Source organism: Scandinavium tedordense, assembly GCF_024764965.1.
Lineage (GTDB): Bacteria > Pseudomonadota > Gammaproteobacteria > Enterobacterales > Enterobacteriaceae > Scandinavium > Scandinavium tedordense.
Map to the genome: position 1 here is coordinate 504,411 of NZ_JALIGG010000056.1, position 18,862 is coordinate 523,272.

Genomic DNA, 18,862 nt, shown 5'->3' on the forward strand with positions numbered 1-18,862 from the left:
CCAGACAGCCATTTAAAAAATAATCAATCATTTTATTGGAAACGACCTGTTTATTTCTTTCATCAAGGAATAATAAAGCTTCCGTGAATAATAATGCTCCTCATCTTTGTCATTGACATCATCATGAAATCTCAGAAGAGACGGGTAATTATAAGTACCTTTATTATTTAAGCCATTATTTAGCAATGATAATACCTCCACCCAACTATAAGCGATGCTTTCGCCCGCAATGATTCGATAGTCAAAGTACATACCTCGTTCATCTAATAAATACTCTTTTAGATCAAACGCTGCGAAAATAATTTGTTTACCCGACAATGCAAAATCAAACATTACACTTGAGTAATCAGTAATCAGACAATCATATTCTCCTATCTCATTATAGATATCGTCAGAAGAAGACATATAGATATTATCACTAATCTCTATAGCTTTAACCATTTGCTCATCGGGCTTATTTGCAGGATGTATTCTTAACGTTAATTTAATGTTTTTTTCACGTAGGAATTCATCAATGGCAGCTAAATTGAAATTATATCTCTCTTCCAGTAAATTAAATGTTGTATCATAACCAGATCGTAAAGTCGGCATATACAATACATTGTATTTATCTTCAGCTTTCTTTTTCGACTTAATAAAAAAAACATCATTTCTTGGGAAACCGGAATTTAATATTTTTTCAGGCGGTTCATCAAAAGCAGACTGGAAAATTTTAGAGACATTTTTCCCCGTACTAAGTACGTAAGTATTAACATTATTAATTGTTAGCCTATATAGTTTGTTTTTTCTAAATTTAGAAAAACTAAATTCATCATCATAACCTATTTTTTTTAATGGAATACCATGCCACATCTGAACACGCTTAGTATTCCACGAAATATAATTTGAATTAAGATCGGTATGAATTGTATGAGTATAAAAAACTATACTTGCACGAAGTTGTATAAGAATCCCTTTAAAACTTCTGTAAGAATATGCTTCTATTTTTAGCCTCAAGGCTTCGTTCTTAACATTATTGTCTTTATAAATCCAAACGGCACGAGTATTATGCGACTGGTAATTATTTATATATTGCAATAAATACTTTGGATTATCAGAGATCCTTTGCCCATACCACCCGCCAAAAACCCATAGTTTCTTTTCTTTCGGGATTAGGCATGCAATAGTTACTGACGTTAACCGAAAACAGATTGTTATCAGCTTTGCTATTTTAAGTATAAAATTCATCATGATCTGTTCATATTTAGTTTCATAAGAAAGATAATTCTTATGGCTAAAACGATTGTCTCTGTCGCGAGTACTGAGAGTGAGACATTCATTGCACTGACGTTTTTAGTCACAAATAGTATTACTAGTAAAAAAACTTGCATAGCACCACCAACCATCACGGTATAATTAGCAATATTTATCTTCCCTATCGCAGCAAAAGCCGGATAGCCAAAATTAACGCTAACAAACGTGACTACCGAAATTATCAAGAATACTTTTAGTACATATTGGGCATCAACAAATCCAGCACCATATATTAATTTTATAATATCAGAAGCATAAATATAACAAACTGAACAGCCAATAATCATTGGTATCAAAAGTACTAACGTCGTTTTGATGAGAATATTTTTATTTCCAGTTCTAGCCACATAAGGATATAAAGCCTGACTTACTGGCGATGTTAGATTTTGTCCCGCTTGATATAATTTTTCGGCGCTTGAATATAAGCCAGCCTGAATGACTCCTGATACTGAACCAACAATAAGTGTACTGGCACTTGTATATGCACCTACAGCTAATCGTGAAAGAAAAAATGATGTGCTTGACATGAACGTATCAACGAAGATTTTTTTATTTGGCATCCTAACTGTATAACCTGACACCCAAATAAGTACCACACCGATAATGGTTGCCATTATATTACTAGCCAAAAAACAGAAGAGAACAATAATATCATCTTCTTTATCTTTAACAAACGCAAAAATAAATATCAAATATGATAATTTTGCAGTAACCATAAACATGGTCACATTCTTCATTTTCTCGATCCCTTGAAAAAACCATACTGGCTGATATGCCTGAACAATTGCAATGCAATAAATCAAAGAGTATATTATTTTAATATGCACTGTGTTAGCCGAAAAAAAGAGTACATATAGAGTTAATACAATGCCAATAACAATTAAAATAGCTGCTTTGATAAGAAAAACCGCACCGACCACGCGCGACACTCTATTTTTATAAATAGAGTTCCTGGCAATCCAATATGGCGCAGACAAATTAAACCCAAAATCTGTCAGAATATAACATAACGTGCATGCTGAAAATGCGATCATTATGAGGCCGAACCCTTCAATGCCTAAGGTTCTACTTAGCAATGGCAATACCAACAATGGTGCCAGATAATTTGAAAACTGAATTATCGTCAAAAAAACGATATTCTCAACGACAATGTTTTTGGCCACAAAGGAGTCCCATTAAATGGATTTCACAATTTCAATTATTTCAGTGGTTGATATTGACGGGGTTCTTGGTAAATAAAGAACCTCACAGGCAGGCTTCACCCAATCAAAACGCCCCTTCCAGTCATCACCCATCACTAGAATTGTTGCATTATGCTTATTAATATATTCTAGTTTCAGGTCCAAACTTTCCTCAATGAAAACCTCATCAACGAATCGCATTGCTGATATTATTTTGACTCGATCCGCTTCATTATAAATAGGATATCTATTTTTTTTGCTAAAATTAAGTTCATCTGAAGAAACGCCAACAATAAGATAATCACCCATTGCTCGCGCACGCTCAAGAATATTAATATGCCCTACGTGGAAGACATCAAATGTACCAAAGGTAATTACTTTTTTCATAAAATCAAATTCCGCAAGTAAAAATTGGCAGAGATATATTCCCCTGCCAAAATAAGTTAGTTAATGTCACGTATTAGATTTAAAAGATACTGCCCATATTGGTTTTTTTGTAGCGGCTGTGCAAGAATTCTAACTTGCTCTGCATCAATAAACCCTTTGCGGTATGAAATCTCTTCTGGACAAGCAACCTTCAGTCCCTGACGCTCTTCAATAGTCGCGATAAAGTTACTTGCCTCAATTAAGCTCTGGTGAGTACCGGTATCCAGCCACGCATAACCACGGCCCATCATGGCAACAGACAGACGCCCCTGCTCCATATAGATACGGTTAATATCAGTGATTTCCAGTTCGCCACGCGCAGAAGGTTCCAGATTTTTTGCCATTTCAACGACGCTGTTGTCATAGAAATAAAGGCCAGTCACTGCATAATCACTCTTCGGCTTAAGCGGCTTTTCTTCCAGGCTGATCGCTGTGCCATTTTTATCAAACTCGACGACACCATAACGCTCAGGATCATTGACGTGGTATGCAAATACTGTTGCGCCATTTTCCTGATTAACGGCTGAGTCCATCAATTTCGGTAAATCATGGCCGTAGAAAATATTGTCACCTAACACTAACGCGCAATCATCACTACCGATAAACTCTTCACCGAGGATAAAGGCCTGGGCTAACCCATCCGGACTTGGCTGGACTTTATACTGAAGGTTTAGACCCCATTGGCTGCCATCACCGAGCAGTTGCTCAAAGCGAGGTGTATCCTGCGGTGTACTGATGATAAGAATATCTTTAATACCAGCCAGCATCAGCGTTGACAATGGATAATAAATCATCGGCTTATCATAAATAGGTAATAATTGCTTACTTACCGCCATCGTCACTGGATACAGCCGAGTTCCAGAGCCACCAGCCAGAATAATTCCCTTACGCGTTTTCATTTCATCATCTCATTAAGCAGAAAATGCCCGAATCCGGGCATTATTGAAATATTTTAAATAGCCGTCGCTGCAAGCAGTTCTGCGAGCATACGTTTGACACCCATTTCCCAGTGTGGGAGTACCAAATTAAAACTTTGCTGGAATTTACGGGTATCTAATCGTGAATTATTGGGTCTGATGGCCGGCGTCGGAAATGCAGTTGTCTCTACAGCATTTAATTTATTCAGTGCCAGCTCGATTCCTGCTTTACGCGCTTCGTCAAACACCAGAGCAGCATAGTCATGCCATGTTGTTGTTCCTGACGCCACAAGATGATACAAGCCCGCAACTTCAGGTTTCTTGAGCGCGACACGAATAGCGTGTGCAGTGCAGTCCGCCAGAAGTTCTGCCCCAGTGGGCGCACCGAACTGGTCGTTTATCACCGAAAGCTCAGAACGATCTTTCGCCAGGCGCAGCATGGTCTTCGCAAAATTATTACCTTTTCCTGCATAGACCCAACTGGTACGGAAAATCAGATGCTTAGGGCAATGCTGCTGTAATGCTTTTTCACCATCTAGTTTAGTTTGGCCGTACACATTCAACGGAGAAGTAGCATCATCTTCGTGCCATGGCGTTTCGCCATCACCTGGGAATACGTAATCTGTTGAGTAATGAACAACCCATGCACCAATCTTGGCCGCTTCTTTGGCTATCGCTTCAACACTGGTGGCATTGAGCAGCTGCGCAAAATCAGGTTCAGATTCTGCTTTATCAACAGCAGTATGCGCAGCCGCATTAACGATAACGTCCGGCTTAATCGCACGTACGGTGGCCGCGATCCCTTCTGGATTACTGAAATCGCCACAATAGTCTTTAGACTGGACATCAAGTGCAATGATGTTACCCAGTGGAGCCAATGACCGCTGAAGTTCCCAGCCTACCTGCCCTGTTTTGCCAAAAAGTAAGATATTCATTATTTACGTTCCTGGTAGTTCTGTTCGATCCACGTCTTATAAGCCCCGCTTTTAACATTTTCGACCCAACTGGTGTTGCCCAGGTACCACTCGACCGTTTTACGTATACCGCTTTCAAATGTTTCTTCAGGCTTCCATCCCAAGTCGCGGCTAATCTTTTCTGCATCAATCGCATAACGGCGATCATGACCAGGACGATCAGTAACATAGGTAATCTGATCACGATATGAGCCTTCTTTCGGCATAATTTCATCCAGCAAGTCACAGATGGTATGAACCACATCGAGATTCTTCTTCTCATTGTGGCCACCGATATTATACGTTTCGCCCTTCTTGCCCTGTGTCACGACGGCATAGAGTGCGCGAGCATGATCCTCTACATATAGCCAGTCACGTATCTGGTCTCCTTTGCCGTAAATTGGCAGGGGCTTACCGTCCAGTGCGTTGAGGATGACCAGGGGGATCAGCTTCTCGGGGAAGTGGTATGGGCCATAATTGTTCGAACAATTAGTCACTATCGTTGGCAAGCCATAAGTGCGAAGCCATGCCCTAACTAAATGATCACTTGATGCTTTGGAAGCAGAATATGGGCTGCTCGGCTCGTAAGCCGTCGTTTCTGTAAACAAAGGGAGTTCACTCCCTATTGCAACTTCATCCGGATGAGGAAGATCGCCGTAAACCTCGTCTGTCGAAATGTGGTGGAAACGGAATGCCGCTTTTTTGTCCGCACTCAATTCTGACCAATATTTACGTGCAGCTTCCAGTAAGACATAGGTACCGACGATATTCGTTTCAACAAACGCAGCAGGCCCTGTAATCGAGCGATCCACATGGCTCTCTGCCGCAAGATGCATGACAGCATCAGGTTGATGTTCAGCAAAAATACGCGCCATCGCGTCAGCATCACATATATCTGCCTGCTCAAATGCGTAGCGTTTGTTGTTTTCAATCTCAGCCAGAGATTCGAGGTTGCCAGCGTAAGTTAATTTATCAACATTCACGACAGCATCCTGGGTATTACTTATAATATGTCGGACAACCGCAGAACCAATAAATCCCGCACCGCCAGTAACCAGAATTTTCACGTTTATATTTCGCTCTTGATCTATTATTAGAGAAAGTAAGGACTATACATTTTGCGGCAAAGGCACTTATTCGCATGTTTAAACACGCTACCGCCCCTGGCTCAACAGCTACCAGTGCACTGGACGAAAAGTCAGTATGTAATTTGGTTCCATGGCTAAATTTCAGCCATAAGCGCCATCAATCGAATCCAATATTGTGGTCTTAATTACGCCTCAAAACAAGGGGAAATCCCAGCAATCCGGTACAAAATTGTATGGTGGACTACCAAATTTAGTCATTGATTTTAAACGCAAAAAACGGCAGTGATGTCATGATAGCGTATTATCGCATCACGACCTCTCCTGCCGTTTAGTCAAACTCTGCGTGCTTTACAAATTAGTCTACCAGTAACTTCTTAATGCTCTCTCTGAACTTCGCGCCTTCATTCAGGTTGCGCAGCCCATACTTGACGAAGGCCTGCATGTAGCCCATTTTCTTACCGCAGTCGAAGCTGTCGCCGGTCATCAGCACTGCATCAACAGACTGTTTTTTCGCCAGTTCGGCAATCGCATCGGTCAGCTGCACGCGCCCCCATGCGCCTGGTTCGGTTTTTTCCAGTTCTGCCCAGACGTCTGCGGACAGCACATAACGGCCAACGGCCATTAAGTCGGAATCCATGATCTGTTTCTGTTCTGGTTTTTCAATGAAATCAACGATACGGCTGATTTTTCCTGAAACTTCCAACGGCTCTTTGGTCTTAATCAGCGAGTATTCACTCAGATCGCCTTCCATGTGTTTTGCCAGCACCTGGCTACGACCTGTTTCAGTGAAACGCGCCACCATTGCCGCGAGGTTATAACGCATCGGATCGGCGGTCGCATTGTCCAGTACGATATCCGGCAGTACCACCACGAACGGGTTATCACCGACAATCGGGCGAGCACAAAGGATAGAGTGGCCCAGACCCAGCGGCTGTGCCTGACGCACATTCATGATGGTCACGCCCGGTGGGCAAATGGCCTGTACTTCTGCCAGCAGCTGACGCTTAACGCGCTGCTCAAGCAGTGACTCAAGTTCGTACGAGGTGTCGAAGTGGTTTTCTACCGCATTTTTAGAGGCGTGAGTGACCAGAACGATTTCTTTGATCCCTGCAGCAACAATCTCGTCGACAATGTACTGAATCATTGGCTTATCGACGATCGGTAGCATTTCTTTCGGAATAGCCTTCGTGGCAGGAAGCATGTGCATCCCGAGGCCAGCTACCGGAATAACTGCTTTCAAATTAATCATTATCATGTCCACCTATGAATGGTTGGAGAATTATAGCCAGTCAGAACGTTTTATCCAGCATGTTTTTTTGATGATACCCGGCAATATTTGATAAAACCTCGGGGTTAATCCGATAGTTGCGGCAATATCCCAGGAATCGTCGTATTTTATTTCCCCGGCAGTCTAAAATTTATCCCGGTGGCGTTCACGGTGTGCTGATCCACCCGGTCGATGTCTACCGAGCCCTGCCCTTTTTCATTCACAGCCTTTATGTTTGCCAGTGACAGCAGCGTGTCCTGGCGGGCCATAAACTTGCCACGAACGTCTTTGCGCAGGTCAAAATTCATCGACAGCGCAGGACCCCGGTCAGCATCTTGCATCACATTGATATTGCGCATGAAGAGGTGCTGCGGCTTGTTGTGCAGCTCCAGCGAGGCACGTTTAAGGTCGAGGTTGGTTATCGACACAAATGACTGAGCATTACCTGAAGAAATCTGGATCCCACGCAGCTTGGTGGCCAGCTTGGTATTGTCCATATGAATGTCATTGAGTTTGAAGTTCTGCGGGATCGAGAGGTAGTTGCCTTTGATGACGCCATAGCCGATCAGCATACCGGCACTATTTTCCATAGTGACATTATCAATTATGAAATTATCACAACCGTAAATTGCCACGGTGGCATTATCAATTCCCGCCTTCTTGCTGAACTCCGGGGTAATATTTTTGGCTTTCACATTACGGATAATAAAGTGTTTGCCGTTCTCGACGTGAACCAGCTGTCGACAGTTGCTTCCGGTGATATTGGCGACGACAAAGTTCTTCACTGCCTGCTCTTCCGGATAGCCGTTGTCGTATGTGCTTCCCGCCAGGCCGATGCCGATGCCCCAGTTGATTTTACCGTTGGTGCAGTTGATGTTGTCGATAACGTGATCAGAAATCAGGATGTTTTTATCGTTAATCGCCACGTTCCATTCGATGGCGTCGCCCTGCAAATGGGTGAAATGGCAATTAGTTATCTTCACGCCATCAAACTGGTTATGGAAACCCTGGCGCAGAATGCCGTAATTAGCTTTGGTAATCACCATGTTGTCGATGAGCAGGTTACGCATGGTGCGCTTGTCTTTGCCGCCGATGTAAATCTGCGCCACGGGCCCATACCCGCTCAGTGTCACGCCCTGAATCACGCAATCAGAACCGCGTACATCGAGGCAGATGTTATTCAGGCTGCCCTTTTTACCGATGATTTTGCAGCCGTCCTGTAGTGCAAAGCGCCCACGGCCATTGCCCTTCAGCACCCCGCCAACCTGCAGCGTTTTGCCCGGTGGGATGATGATGCCGGTATTGATGTTGTCACACACCACGCCCTCCGGCACTTCAACCACGTCGCTGTCTTTGAACGCATCGTTGAAGGCGCGGATCCAGTCATTGCCGGGATTGTAATTGCGGATATCAGCGGCATCGTTACGCCCCAGCGCTAGGGCTGCGGGGCTATTGATGAGTGGCAGTGCGGCCAGCGCGGAACTGGCCCCAAGGAAGGAGCGGCGTGATAGGGTAAACTTTTTTTCCGTCATGCGACCTCTTTTACAGCGTCTGCAGCAGGCTGGCTAACTGTTGATTAATCACCTGCTGGTTGAATTCAGTTTCGACTTTTGCCCGTGCTTTGGTGACGACCGGCTGCAACGCTTGTTGATCAAACGCGCCGAACGCGCTGAGTCGGTCAGCCAGGGATGCCGCGTCGTTCTCTGGCACCAGCCAGCCGGACTCTCCGGCATCAATGAGTTCCGGAATACCGCTGTGAACCGTGGACACCACCGGAATCCCCACAGCCATCGCTTCCATCAGCGCGACCGGAATGCCTTCCATATCGCCATCGGCTCCGGTGACGGAAGGCAGCAGGAATACATCGGCTTCATCGAGCATCGCTTTCACTTCGTGGCTCGGCTTGAAGCCCGGCATCTCAATCACATCCTCGAGCTGATATTGCTCGATGAGCGTGCGAAGGCGACGCTCCCACGGGCCAATGCCGAGAATGCGATAGTGGAAACGCACGCCGCGCTGCTTGAGTTGACGGCAGGCTTCGATCGCCACGTGCAGCCCTTTTTTCTCGGTCAGACGCGCAACCGAGATAATTTGCAGCGTTTCATCCGGCGCTTTAACCGGACGCAAGGCAAAGCGCTCCATGTTGACGCCCATTCTCGACACCACGATTTTATCTGCCGGGCAGCCCATGCCTTGCAGGCGCTCAGCCCACAGGTCGCTTATCGGTAGCATCAAATCACCACGACGGAACAGCTGCTGGTATTCAGGGGTGTAATGGGTGAGTACGTCCCGGCTCGAGACGTCGATTCCGTGGAACACGGTCGCAATTTTGCCGCTCAGCACGCCGAGCTCACGCAGTTTTGCGGCGGTGACGCCCGCAGGGCCAAAGTGGGCGATAAACACATCGGCATTGAACGGCGCGGTATTTTGCGCCGTGATGGAAGAAAGGATCAGGTTACGCGCCTCGTCACCGTAGCGGCTAGCGTTCAGCGCCTTCCACGTGGCCCCGCGATGCAAGCCTTTCAGGGTGTTGAGCGCGCGATAACGCAGTTTGGCCAGTTTTCCCACCGGCTCATCCTGCAACCAGCGAGTTTTCTGCGCCAGACCGTAGCGCGTGTAAGCCTCATGGGTATTGGTCATGTCGCCCTTCAACAGCGCGACAATTTCCACTTCATAACCCATTTCGATAAACGCGACGATCTGATTTAAGACGAAGGTTTCTGACGACAGCGGGAATTTTAACAGGAAGAAACCAACCTTCATTTCCCCTCCCCGATACGGTCGAGGACGGATTTTACCATCGTAATACCGTTCTGGCGTTCAGCTTTAACCGCCACGCGCAGGCGTTCATTGATCGCCGGAAGCTGACCGAGGGTATCCGCTACCATCGCGCCAAGACTGCCATCCAGCAGATGACGAATGTCCATCGCCATTTCCGGCATCCCGAGCTGCTGCATGATGCCGGCAGATTTGTGTTCGTAATTGATGGCAATCGCCGGGGTATCGAAGTTCATCGAGATAATCGCGGAGTGCAGTCGCGTGCCGACGGTCAAATCACAGGCGCCAAGAATTTTGCCCATTTCCAGATCGTTAAGTTCATCCATCACCACGTGATAGCGCGACGGGTCGCTGATGTGTTTATGCAGGTTCAGCGCCACCATGCGATCGTCTTTGTTGTAGCTGTCGATCCCGGTACAGGTTGAGAGCGCAACTACCTGATAACCGGCGTCAATGATCCGGTTCACTACGCCCGCAAACGCTTCTTCATAGGCCTGCTGCGTGGTGCCGAGGCGCTTATCGAACGGCGCCAGTTCGCGCAGGGTGACGGCCACCGTTTTTTGCTGACCGATTTTGTTCAGCCAGTGCTCCACGGCATAGCTGGCGGTGTAATCCTCGTCGTGATGATCGACCAGCCAGGCGGTATCAACGCCCTGCTCCACTTTGGCGGTGCTGATTTCACTGCGTTGCATCAGATTCAGGCTGACGGACTCACGCAGGATCAGCGCGTCACACTGACCGAAAACGTAATTCGCCAGCTGGTTAAACTGTGGATCCTGGAACGGGCCGACGCTGTGACCAATCATGTACAACGGCTTTTTCGCCATAAAGGTACAGAGCGCGTGTTCGAACTGCGGCGCGCCGTACAGGTCAACGAAGAACGAGCCGCCAACCTGAATAATCGCATCGTAATTGCTGAGCAGACGGACAAAGTCGGTAAAGCCCTGAGCGATGGCGATATTGCGCAATTTGCCGCTGTCAGTCACACGTGAAAGCAGGACCTGGTGCTGATAGCGACGACGCAGGACTTTTTTCACGCGTCCCATTACGCCCGCCGCGCTGTTGTGCTGTTTCATCTGCGTATAAAGCGGATCGCCCATCACCGGGCGGTTGAGCAGCCAGGAAGAACTCACCGGATAACGGCTCATGACGTCCACTTCGGCGTCTGGATTCAGGGTGTTGATGGCGTCCAGTAGGCCGCGCAAAATGGCACTGTCGCCACGGTTGCCGCAGGTGTGGTTGCCAAGGATCAATAATTTCATGTGTGACCTCTTAATCGGGGTTCTTAATCCATCGGGTGGGGTTGATTCACTCAGCCCGCACGCAAAAGCATTTTCATTTTTTCGCTGCGACACAGCTGACGCTTCATTTCCACCACCAACGGATGGCGTGAAAACAGAATCATCAGGGCGAACGCCAGCACACCGGCGGCAATCTGAATCACCAACAGCAGCGGCAGCGATAACGCGCCATTGAACGCCACGCCGAGGCCATAGCTCACCGCCAGTGTCGGCAGCGACAGGTAAAACGGCAGCCATAAACTCAGGATGTACTGGCGATAGCTCGAGCCCAGCACCGGTTTGATCATCACGAAGTAGCTCAGAACAGTATTCACCACCTGCACCAGCAGGAAGCCGAGCGTCACGCCAAGCGCGCCAGCCACGTGGCCGCCGATGATAATCGCCGGGATGAACAGGAATGTTTTGAACACGTTGAATTTAAAACTGATATCGACGCGGGCTTTCGCCATCAGCAACGAGCCAATCGGGTTACCGATGGAGCGCAGTAAACCCACCACGCACAGCAGTTGCAGAACAGGCACAATGCTGACCCACTTCTCGCCGAACACCAGGGGCACTACGTTGTTGCTGACCACCATCAGACCCAGCAGCACAGGGAAGTTGATGATGCCGACAACCGACAGCAGCTTGTAAAAGTTGACGCGCAGCTTGGCGGTGTCGTCCTGAATTTTGGCAAAGGCCGGGAACAGCACACGGGTGATAATCGGGTTGAGCTTCATCGGTGGCACAACCGCGACGTTGTAGGCCAGGTTATATCCGCCCGCCACGCTCGCGCCAAGAATACGCGCCAACACCAATGTAGACAGGTTGGTATTGACGTAGTTAATGATGCTGTCGGCGGTCAGCCATGCGCCAAAGCGCAGGTTCGATGAAACAGAAGCCAGCGAAAAATGCAGCCCCGGACGATAAATACGACGGCCAAACCAGCCGAACAGCAGCGTACGCACGGCGCTGTTCACCAGATAGCCGAGGATCGCCGTTAATGCCAGCGGCCAGAAATGGGCACTGACCACGGTGAAGGTGAAACCGGCCAGAACCGCGGAGGTTTCAATCATGCCGATCTTGCTAAATTCGAGCTCTTTTTGCATCAGCGCCCGGAACTGCTGTCCGTGCGGGATAACGACAAAGGCAAACGACAGCGTACGCATCAGCGGTGCCAGATCCGGGTTACGCAGGACCCCAGCAATCACACCACTCAGGGAAAAGACCAGCGCAAACACCACAATCCCCAGTCCCACGTTCAGCCAATAAAGCGTGGTCAGTTCGAGATGACTGATTTCTTTGCGCTGAATAATGGAGTTGGCGATACCGAAATCCGACAGCGTGTCCGCCAGGGCGATAATGACCAGCGAAACCGTCAGCAGGCCGAACTGATGATTGTCGATTATCCGCGCCAGCACAGTCATCTGCACCAGTCCCAGACCGATGATAACCACCGTGGCCATGGCGGACCATTTCGCGCCGCTGATGGTTTTCTCTCTCAGGCTCATGTCACTACCTCAATATGCTGCTTTGTTGACAAAGCCTTTGAAAATCGTCAGGAAAACGATACGGATATCGAACCACAAGCTCCATTCACGGATGTATTCCAGGTCGAACTCGATACGTTTTTCCATTTTTTCCAGGGTGTCGGTTTCCCCGCGCCAGCCGTTAATCTGCGCCCAGCCGGTAATGCCCGGTTTAACCTTGTGGCGAAGCATGTAGCCTTCAATGAGCTGACGATACTGTTCGTTATGAGCCACCGCGTGCGGACGTGGACCGACGATAGACATCCCGCCGGTCAGCACATTGATGAACTGCGGTAGTTCGTCGAGGGAAGTGCGACGCAGGAAGTTACCCACGCGTGTGACGCGCGGATCGTTTTGCGTTGCCTGGGTCACCACGGCGTCGTTTTCCATGACGCGCATAGAGCGGAATTTCCACACTTTGATCGCCTTACCGTCCATGCCGTAGCGAGTCTGGCGGAAGATAATCGGTCCCGGCGACGTGATTTTGACCGCCAGCGCGATGCAGGCCAGCACAGGGGAAATCAGCAACAAGATCATCGTGGCCAGCACAATGTCTTCCACACGTTTAATCACGCGATTCAGGCCGGACAGCGGCGTGTCATACAGAGGCACCACCGGCACGCCGTTCACTTCATCGATACGGGAATGCAGAATGTTAAAGGTGAAAACGTCGGGAATGAGGATGACAGAACAGGTGGTGTCAGCCAGCTCGCGCACCAGGTCTTTAATGCAGGCTTCGTCTTGCATGGTCAGCGCGATGTAGACGTTATGAATTTTGCCCGCACGTGCATCTTCCAGCAGCTGCTGATAGTTGCCCGCCCAGTCGGCATTCACACCTCCCGGTTTCGGATCGTGATAGCTGCCCACCACGTCAAAGCCCAGCCATGGCTGATTGCGGAAGCTATCCAGCAGCACCTGCCCCGCAGGCATATCACCCGCGACGGCTACCTGACGAATGTTATAGCCGCGGTTACGCAGCCAGCCCACGCCGAAGCGGATAAACGCCCGGCAGGCCACCATGCCGCAGGTGCTCAGCAAATACCAGGCCAGCCACACAGCCAGGCTGTTATTGAAATCATCATTGAAGGCCAGCACACCGGCACAGAGGATCAGCGCCAGAGTCCAGTTTTGCAGGAGTAACAGCAGCTCAGTGGTCATGCGCACGCCGCGCCACGAGCGGTAAAAATCAGTCATACCGCCAATCATCTGAAACGCCACCAGGGTGACCAGCGCCATCATCAGATGCATGTAGGAAAACGGCAATGCTGCGCCTTTACAGACCACCCACAGCCCACCAAACATAATGGTAATGTCGGAGAATCGCTGCACCATTGAAATTAACGATGCATTCGTTTTGGCTCGCTCGCGCTTTCTTAGAGTCGTCATCGTTGTTCCTGTTAAAAGTGTCCCTCCCCCCGTCCGGGAGAGGGTATGGGCTTATTGGTTCAGCAGCGCCAGAATGTCCTTTGTTTTGGCTTCCATCAGCGTCGTATCACCGCGTGACTCGACGTTCAGACGCACCACTGGCTCAGTGTTGGACGAACGCAGATTGAAACGCCAGTCTTCGAACGCCAGGCTGATGCCATCGGTGCGGTCAATTTCCAGCGCGTGCTGCGCGAAATGCTGCTCCACGCGGGCGATGGCGCTAACCGGTTCGGCCAGCTTGCTGTTGATTTCACCGCTCGCCGGGAACGCCGCCATGCGGTCACGCACCAGTTCGCCGAGCGTTTTGCCCTTCAGGCACAGCAGCTCGGTCACCAGCAGCCACGGGATCATCCCGCTGTCGCAGTAGGCAAAATCGCGGAAGTAGTGATGGGCGCTCATTTCGCCGCCGTAGATGGCGTCTTCCTGGCGCATGCGCTCTTTGATAAAGGCGTGACCGGTTTTCGACATCACCGGCGTGCCGCCCGCCAGATTCACCACATCCACGGTGTTCCAGGACAGGCGCGGGTCGTGAATAATGCGCTCGCCAGGCTGTTTCTCGAGGAACGCCTCCGCCAGCAGGCCGACGATGTAGTAGCCCTCGATAAACTGACCGTTTTCGTCGAACAGGAAGCAGCGATCGAAATCACCGTCAAAGGCAATACCCATGTCTGCGTCGTGTTCGATAACCGCGTTGCGGGTGTCATCGCGACACTCCGGCAGCAGCGGGTTCGGGATACCATTCGGGAAATTACCGTCCGGGGTGTTGTGAACTTTAATGAACGTCACCGGCAGGTTCATGGCCTGGAAGCGGGCTTCCAGCGCATCAATTACCGGGCCAGCGGCGCCGTTACCGGAGTTGATTACCAGCTTCAGCGGCTTAAGGTTCGCCGTATCGATGTAGCCCATCAGATGGTCGATATACGCTTTTTGCAGGTCGATTTTCTGATAGCTGCCGCGCCTGGATTCAACCACCGGCGGGAAATCATTGGCTTCCGCCAGACGCTGCACGTCGCGCAGGCCAGTGTCGCCGCTGATTGGACGCGCGCCTTCACGCACCAGCTTCATGCCGTTGTAATCCATTGGGTTATGGCTGGCCGTCACTTCGATACCGCCGTCCACACCGAGGTGGAAGGTGGCAAAATAGATCTCTTCGGTCCCGGACAGACCGATATCCAGCACGTCGACGCCCGCATCGCGCAGGCCTTTCGCCAGCGCCATTTTCAGCGTTTCGCTGGTCAGACGCACATCGCCGCCGAGGACGATAGTTTTCGGTTTGAGGAATTCGCCGTACGCGCGGCCGATGCGCCAGGCGATGTCTTCGTTCAGCTCTTCGCCCAGCTTGCCGCGAATATCGTAGGCTTTAAAACAGGTTAATGTGGTCATGTTTTTACCCTTTTCAGGCAACAGTTAACCCTCTCCAGTACGGAGAAAATTATTTAGTAAAATGTATAACCATTAGATTTCGCGTTGCAGGAAGGCGGCAACTGCGTGCATCGCCGGGATGCTTAGTAAACTAAGTGACCGGTGTGCGCAAAGGAAGCCAACGCATCTGCAACGTGAAAGATGATGGTTAGACCCTTCCGTAGCGATCCTGGAACCGCACAATATCGTCCTCTTCGAGGTACGAACCGGAGCGGACTTCAATCAGGTCGAGTGGGATCTTGCCGGGGTTTTCCAGGCAGTGCGTGGCCCCTAGCGGAATGTAGATGGACTCGTTTTCGCCAAGCAGCTTCACGTCGTCATTGATGGTTACTTTCGCGGTGCCCGCCACCACAATCCAGTGTTCGGCGCGGTGATGGTGCATCTGTACCGACAGTCCTTCGCCTGCCTTCACGGTGATGCGTTTCACCTGGTAGCGTTCGCCGGAATCGATGGAGTCATATTTACCCCACGGGCGGTAAACTTCGCGGTGAATGTGGTGCTCGTGGCGGCCGTCGGCCTTGATGCGCTCGACAACTTTCTTCACATCCTGAACTGAATTGCGGTCGGCGATTAGCACGGCGTCTTTGGTCTGCACAACCACCAAATCTTTGACGCCCACTGTCGTCACCAGGCCGGATTCGGCATACACGTAGCTGTTTTCAGTTTTATGGCTGATAACGTCGCCATGATGCACATTGCCTTCGGCGGTGCGGTTACTGATTTCCCACAAGGAAGACCATGAACCGACGTCGCTCCAGCCCGCGTCCATTGGCACCACGACGGCATCGGCAGTGCGTTCCATTACCGCGTAGTCGATGGACTCTTCCGGACAGGCCAGGAATGCCGCTTCGTCGACACGAATAAAATCGAGATCCGGGTCAACCACGCTCATCGCTTTTTCACAGGCCTGCATGATGTCCGGACGGAATTTGCTCAGCTCTTCGAGATAACGTCCGGCGCGGAACAGGAACATGCCGCTGTTCCAGTAGTATTCGCCGCTGGAAACGTAAGCCTGCGCGGTGTCGAGATTTGGTTTTTCAACAAACTGTGCCACGTTAAACGCCACGGCATCTTTTTCGCCTGGGCAAACGTCGCCGCGACGGATGTAGCCGTAGCCAGTTTCCGGCTGATCGGGCACGATGCCGAAGGTCACCAGTTTGCCGCTTTCGGCGTAAGGCACCGCATCACGTACCGCATCGCGGAACGCATCTTCATTCTGAATCACATGGTCAGCCGCCAGCACCAGCATCAGCGGGTCGCCATTCGGGCAGCTGCGTTTTGCCGCCAGCGCCGCCAGGGCAATGGCGGGCGCGGTGTTGCGTCCTGCCGGTTCGAGAATTATGTTCTCGGTCAGCTTATCCAGTTTGCGCAGCTGTTCAGCGACAATAAAACGGTGCTGTTCGTTACAGATAACCACCGGGCTTTCGCACTCCACGCCATTCAGGCGGTTAACCGTGGACTGCAGCATGGTCAAGTCGCCTTTCAGGCACAGGAACTGCTTGGGATAAAGTACCCGGGACAGCGGCCATAAACGGCTGCCGGAGCCACCGGCCATCACTACCGGAAAGAGTTGTGTCTGACTCATCATTTAACCCCGACGTCTTGAGAGGAAATATCAGCAATAAATTGTTTCAGCACGTTCGTCTTTTCGAGCGTGCGTTCGGCGTAATCGCCTGCAATCACGTTGTGGTGTGGCATCAATAGCGCCTGTTCGATACCGTCGACCAGCGCCGGAACCGACTCGGGCGCCACGCACACCGCAATACCTGGATGTACATCGCACAGCTGGCCGAGCTCGGTGGTGGCTTCGGCGGTGATCACCGCATTACCGCCTACCGCCAAAATATTGGTCAGTTTCGACGGCAGTACCGCGTCCGCCGCGCCGCGTTTCTGGATAACCAGATGGCAGTCGGCCATTTTCAACAGCGCGGGCAGCGCTTCGTAGGACTGCAGCGGGAAGAAGCGCACATTGTTCAGGCCGCGTTCGGCGACACGTTTTTCCAGGCGTGCTTTGCCCCCGCCCTGCCCCACAATCACGAACAGCCATGGTTTGTCCTGCAACGCCTCGGCAGCGGCAACGACGTTTTCCAGCCCCTGCTTCTCGCCGATGTTGCCGGAGTAAAGAATAATTTTGCGGTCTGCGGGCAGGCCCAGCTGCTCACGCAGGACAACGACCTGAGTCGGATTCACATCACGAAAGCGCGCCACTTCGGACCAGTTTGGGAAGAAAATGACTTTCTCCTCCGCTACGCCTTTTTCCTGCGCTTTGTTCATCATTGAGCGCGAAATCGTGGACACGTTATCGACGTTATGCAGGCCGCTACGCTCAAAACGGCTGGCGAGTTTCGCCACGGTGCCGCCTTCGCCTTTTCCAGCCATGCCCAGACCGAGCATCGCATCCACTTCATAATCCTGAATGTGCAGCAGGGTGCGCGCGCCGGAGAGTTTCGCCAGCAGGCGCATGCCAGGGGTGCAAAACAGCGTCGGCACGACACCGATAATGCGATCCGGCTTCCAGCGACGTTGCGCCATCAGCGGGAAAAAACTGCTCAATGCAAAGCTGCCGAGGTGAATCAGGCGCTTGAGCGTTGAAGGCTGTTTCGGTACGTACAGCGGGCAGCGCCAGACGGTGGCGGCCCCCTCTTCGCGGCGATAGCGCCACGCGGAGTAGCGCTCGCCAATTTTCCATTCTGGATAGTACGGTGGCGCCGTTATCACGCGCACGTCGTGCCCTTCCTGCGCCATCCACTCCACCATTTCACCGGTGTATTTGCCGATACCGGTGAGTTCAGGCGAGTAGTTGATTCCGTAGACGAGGATTTTCATAAACCCGGTGCCTCTGCGCGTTTCTCTTCGAGGAAGTAAGCGCGACTGTTGTCGTGGACGTTGTCCGCCGCCAGCAGTGCGTCCTGCGTCAGCCAGCGATAGTCGTTGTGCTGCGCTGTCGGCAGTTGCAGGTCATCAACGTCAACCTTCAGGCGAAATCCCAGCACCACGTAATGGGTGCTGAAATCGGTGCCGGAAAAATTGTCGTCATAGAAATGCTGCCAGACGCCGTAAAACTGGCCTGCCGACATCGGCAGGCGCAGACCCAACTCCGCTTCGGTCAGGCGCATAAAGGCATGGCTAAGCGTTTCATCTTTCTGCACTCGCCCGCCCGGCACGAACCAGTAGCCCTGTGCCGGACGGTTATTACGTTTCCCGAGCAGAAATTCGCCCTGGGCATTCTCCACGACCAAATCAATCGAGATGAGCGGTGTCGAACGCACCACGGTGGCAAAATCTTCTGGCTTCAGAAACATG

Annotated in this window: 16 protein-coding genes; all 16 read right to left on the bottom strand. The window is 50.5% G+C overall.

The window, feature by feature from the left end; genetic code table 11:
• Positions 1–27: 27 nt before the first annotated feature.
• On the bottom strand, positions 28–1,230 hold the full coding sequence (locus tag MUU46_RS15615; protein WP_258965972.1) for a CDP-glycerol glycerophosphotransferase family protein: 1,203 nt from the start codon (positions 1,228–1,230) through the stop codon (positions 28–30).
• Positions 1,227–2,456 (bottom strand): oligosaccharide flippase family protein, encoded by a 1,230-nt coding sequence (locus MUU46_RS15620; protein WP_258965973.1) that lies wholly within the window; start codon positions 2,454–2,456, stop codon positions 1,227–1,229. Before MUU46_RS15620 ends, MUU46_RS15615 begins: the two co-directional genes overlap by 4 nt.
• Positions 2,457–2,468: 12 nt before the next feature.
• Positions 2,469–2,861: an FAD synthase family protein gene (locus tag MUU46_RS15625; RefSeq protein WP_258965974.1), complete on the bottom strand. Its 393-nt coding sequence runs from the start codon at positions 2,859–2,861 to the stop codon at positions 2,469–2,471.
• 56 nt (positions 2,862–2,917) lie between these two features.
• Positions 2,918–3,799: a glucose-1-phosphate thymidylyltransferase RfbA gene (rfbA, locus tag MUU46_RS15630; protein ID WP_258965975.1), complete on the bottom strand. Its 882-nt coding sequence runs from the start codon at positions 3,797–3,799 to the stop codon at positions 2,918–2,920.
• Positions 3,800–3,852: 53 nt separating this feature from the next.
• The gene (gene rfbD, locus MUU46_RS15635; protein WP_258965976.1) at positions 3,853–4,752 is read right to left on the bottom strand and encodes a dTDP-4-dehydrorhamnose reductase; all 900 of its coding nucleotides are present in this window, start codon (positions 4,750–4,752) and stop codon (positions 3,853–3,855) included.
• Positions 4,752–5,837: a dTDP-glucose 4,6-dehydratase gene (gene rfbB / locus MUU46_RS15640; RefSeq protein WP_258965977.1), complete on the bottom strand. Its 1,086-nt coding sequence runs from the start codon at positions 5,835–5,837 to the stop codon at positions 4,752–4,754. The genes rfbD and rfbB overlap by 1 nt, the downstream gene beginning before the upstream one ends.
• Before the next feature lie 376 nt (positions 5,838–6,213).
• On the bottom strand, positions 6,214–7,107 hold the full coding sequence (galF, locus tag MUU46_RS15645; RefSeq protein WP_159753101.1) for a UTP--glucose-1-phosphate uridylyltransferase GalF: 894 nt from the start codon (positions 7,105–7,107) through the stop codon (positions 6,214–6,216).
• Positions 7,108–7,253: 146 nt separating this feature from the next.
• A complete protein-coding gene (gene wcaM / locus MUU46_RS15650; protein ID WP_258965978.1) occupies positions 7,254–8,657 on the bottom strand; it encodes a colanic acid biosynthesis protein WcaM in 1,404 nt (467 codons plus the stop codon).
• Positions 8,658–8,667: 10 nt separating this feature from the next.
• On the bottom strand, positions 8,668–9,888 hold the full coding sequence (wcaL, locus tag MUU46_RS15655; RefSeq protein WP_159753097.1) for a colanic acid biosynthesis glycosyltransferase WcaL: 1,221 nt from the start codon (positions 9,886–9,888) through the stop codon (positions 8,668–8,670).
• The gene (gene wcaK, locus MUU46_RS15660; protein ID WP_159753095.1) at positions 9,885–11,165 is read right to left on the bottom strand and encodes a colanic acid biosynthesis pyruvyl transferase WcaK; all 1,281 of its coding nucleotides are present in this window, start codon (positions 11,163–11,165) and stop codon (positions 9,885–9,887) included. Before wcaK ends, wcaL begins: the two co-directional genes overlap by 4 nt.
• A gap of 50 nt (positions 11,166–11,215) precedes the next feature.
• Positions 11,216–12,694 carry a colanic acid undecaprenyl disphosphate flippase WzxC gene (gene wzxC, locus MUU46_RS15665; RefSeq protein ID WP_159753093.1) on the bottom strand — a complete coding sequence of 493 codons (1,479 nt, stop codon included), beginning with the start codon at positions 12,692–12,694 and terminating at the stop codon, positions 11,216–11,218.
• Positions 12,695–12,703: 9 nt separating this feature from the next.
• A complete protein-coding gene (gene wcaJ / locus MUU46_RS15670) occupies positions 12,704–14,098 on the bottom strand; it encodes an undecaprenyl-phosphate glucose phosphotransferase (protein WP_159753091.1) in 1,395 nt (464 codons plus the stop codon).
• Between the two features lie 51 nt (positions 14,099–14,149).
• Positions 14,150–15,520, bottom strand: a complete 1,371-nt coding sequence (cpsG, locus tag MUU46_RS15675) for a colanic acid biosynthesis phosphomannomutase CpsG (protein WP_159753089.1) — start codon at positions 15,518–15,520, stop codon at positions 14,150–14,152.
• A gap of 187 nt (positions 15,521–15,707) precedes the next feature.
• Positions 15,708–17,144, bottom strand: a complete 1,437-nt coding sequence (gene cpsB / locus MUU46_RS15680) for a mannose-1-phosphate guanyltransferase (RefSeq protein WP_159753087.1) — start codon at positions 17,142–17,144, stop codon at positions 15,708–15,710.
• Positions 17,144–18,385: a colanic acid biosynthesis fucosyltransferase WcaI gene (wcaI, locus tag MUU46_RS15685; RefSeq protein WP_258965979.1), complete on the bottom strand. Its 1,242-nt coding sequence runs from the start codon at positions 18,383–18,385 to the stop codon at positions 17,144–17,146. The genes cpsB and wcaI overlap by 1 nt, the downstream gene beginning before the upstream one ends.
• Positions 18,382–18,861: a GDP-mannose mannosyl hydrolase gene (locus MUU46_RS15690; RefSeq protein ID WP_159753083.1), complete on the bottom strand. Its 480-nt coding sequence runs from the start codon at positions 18,859–18,861 to the stop codon at positions 18,382–18,384. The genes wcaI and MUU46_RS15690 overlap by 4 nt, the downstream gene beginning before the upstream one ends.
• Position 18,862 lies beyond the last annotated feature (1 nt).

Bases quoted from the DNA above. Each gene is read 5' to 3' on its own strand.
- MUU46_RS15615 (WP_258965972.1), bottom strand. From the start codon at position 1,230: ATGATGAATTTTATACTTAAAATAGCAAAGCTGATAACAATCTGTTTT.
- MUU46_RS15625 (WP_258965974.1), bottom strand. From the start codon at position 2,861: ATGAAAAAAGTAATTACCTTTGGTACATTTGATGTCTTCCACGTAGGG.
- rfbA (WP_258965975.1), bottom strand. From the start codon at position 3,799: ATGAAAACGCGTAAGGGAATTATTCTGGCTGGTGGCTCTGGAACTCGG.
- rfbD (WP_258965976.1), bottom strand. From the start codon at position 4,752: ATGAATATCTTACTTTTTGGCAAAACAGGGCAGGTAGGCTGGGAACTT.
- galF (WP_159753101.1), bottom strand. From the start codon at position 7,107: ATGATTAATTTGAAAGCAGTTATTCCGGTAGCTGGCCTCGGGATGCAC.
- wcaM (WP_258965978.1), bottom strand. From the start codon at position 8,657: ATGACGGAAAAAAAGTTTACCCTATCACGCCGCTCCTTCCTTGGGGCC.
- wcaL (WP_159753097.1), bottom strand. From the start codon at position 9,888: ATGAAGGTTGGTTTCTTCCTGTTAAAATTCCCGCTGTCGTCAGAAACC.
- wcaK (WP_159753095.1), bottom strand. From the start codon at position 11,165: ATGAAATTATTGATCCTTGGCAACCACACCTGCGGCAACCGTGGCGAC.
- wzxC (WP_159753093.1), bottom strand. From the start codon at position 12,694: ATGAGCCTGAGAGAGAAAACCATCAGCGGCGCGAAATGGTCCGCCATG.
- wcaJ (WP_159753091.1), bottom strand. From the start codon at position 14,098: ATGACGACTCTAAGAAAGCGCGAGCGAGCCAAAACGAATGCATCGTTA.
- cpsG (WP_159753089.1), bottom strand. From the start codon at position 15,520: ATGACCACATTAACCTGTTTTAAAGCCTACGATATTCGCGGCAAGCTG.
- cpsB (WP_159753087.1), bottom strand. From the start codon at position 17,144: ATGAGTCAGACACAACTCTTTCCGGTAGTGATGGCCGGTGGCTCCGGC.
- wcaI (WP_258965979.1), bottom strand. From the start codon at position 18,385: ATGAAAATCCTCGTCTACGGAATCAACTACTCGCCTGAACTCACCGGT.
- MUU46_RS15690 (WP_159753083.1), bottom strand. From the start codon at position 18,861: ATGTTTCTGAAGCCAGAAGATTTTGCCACCGTGGTGCGTTCGACACCG.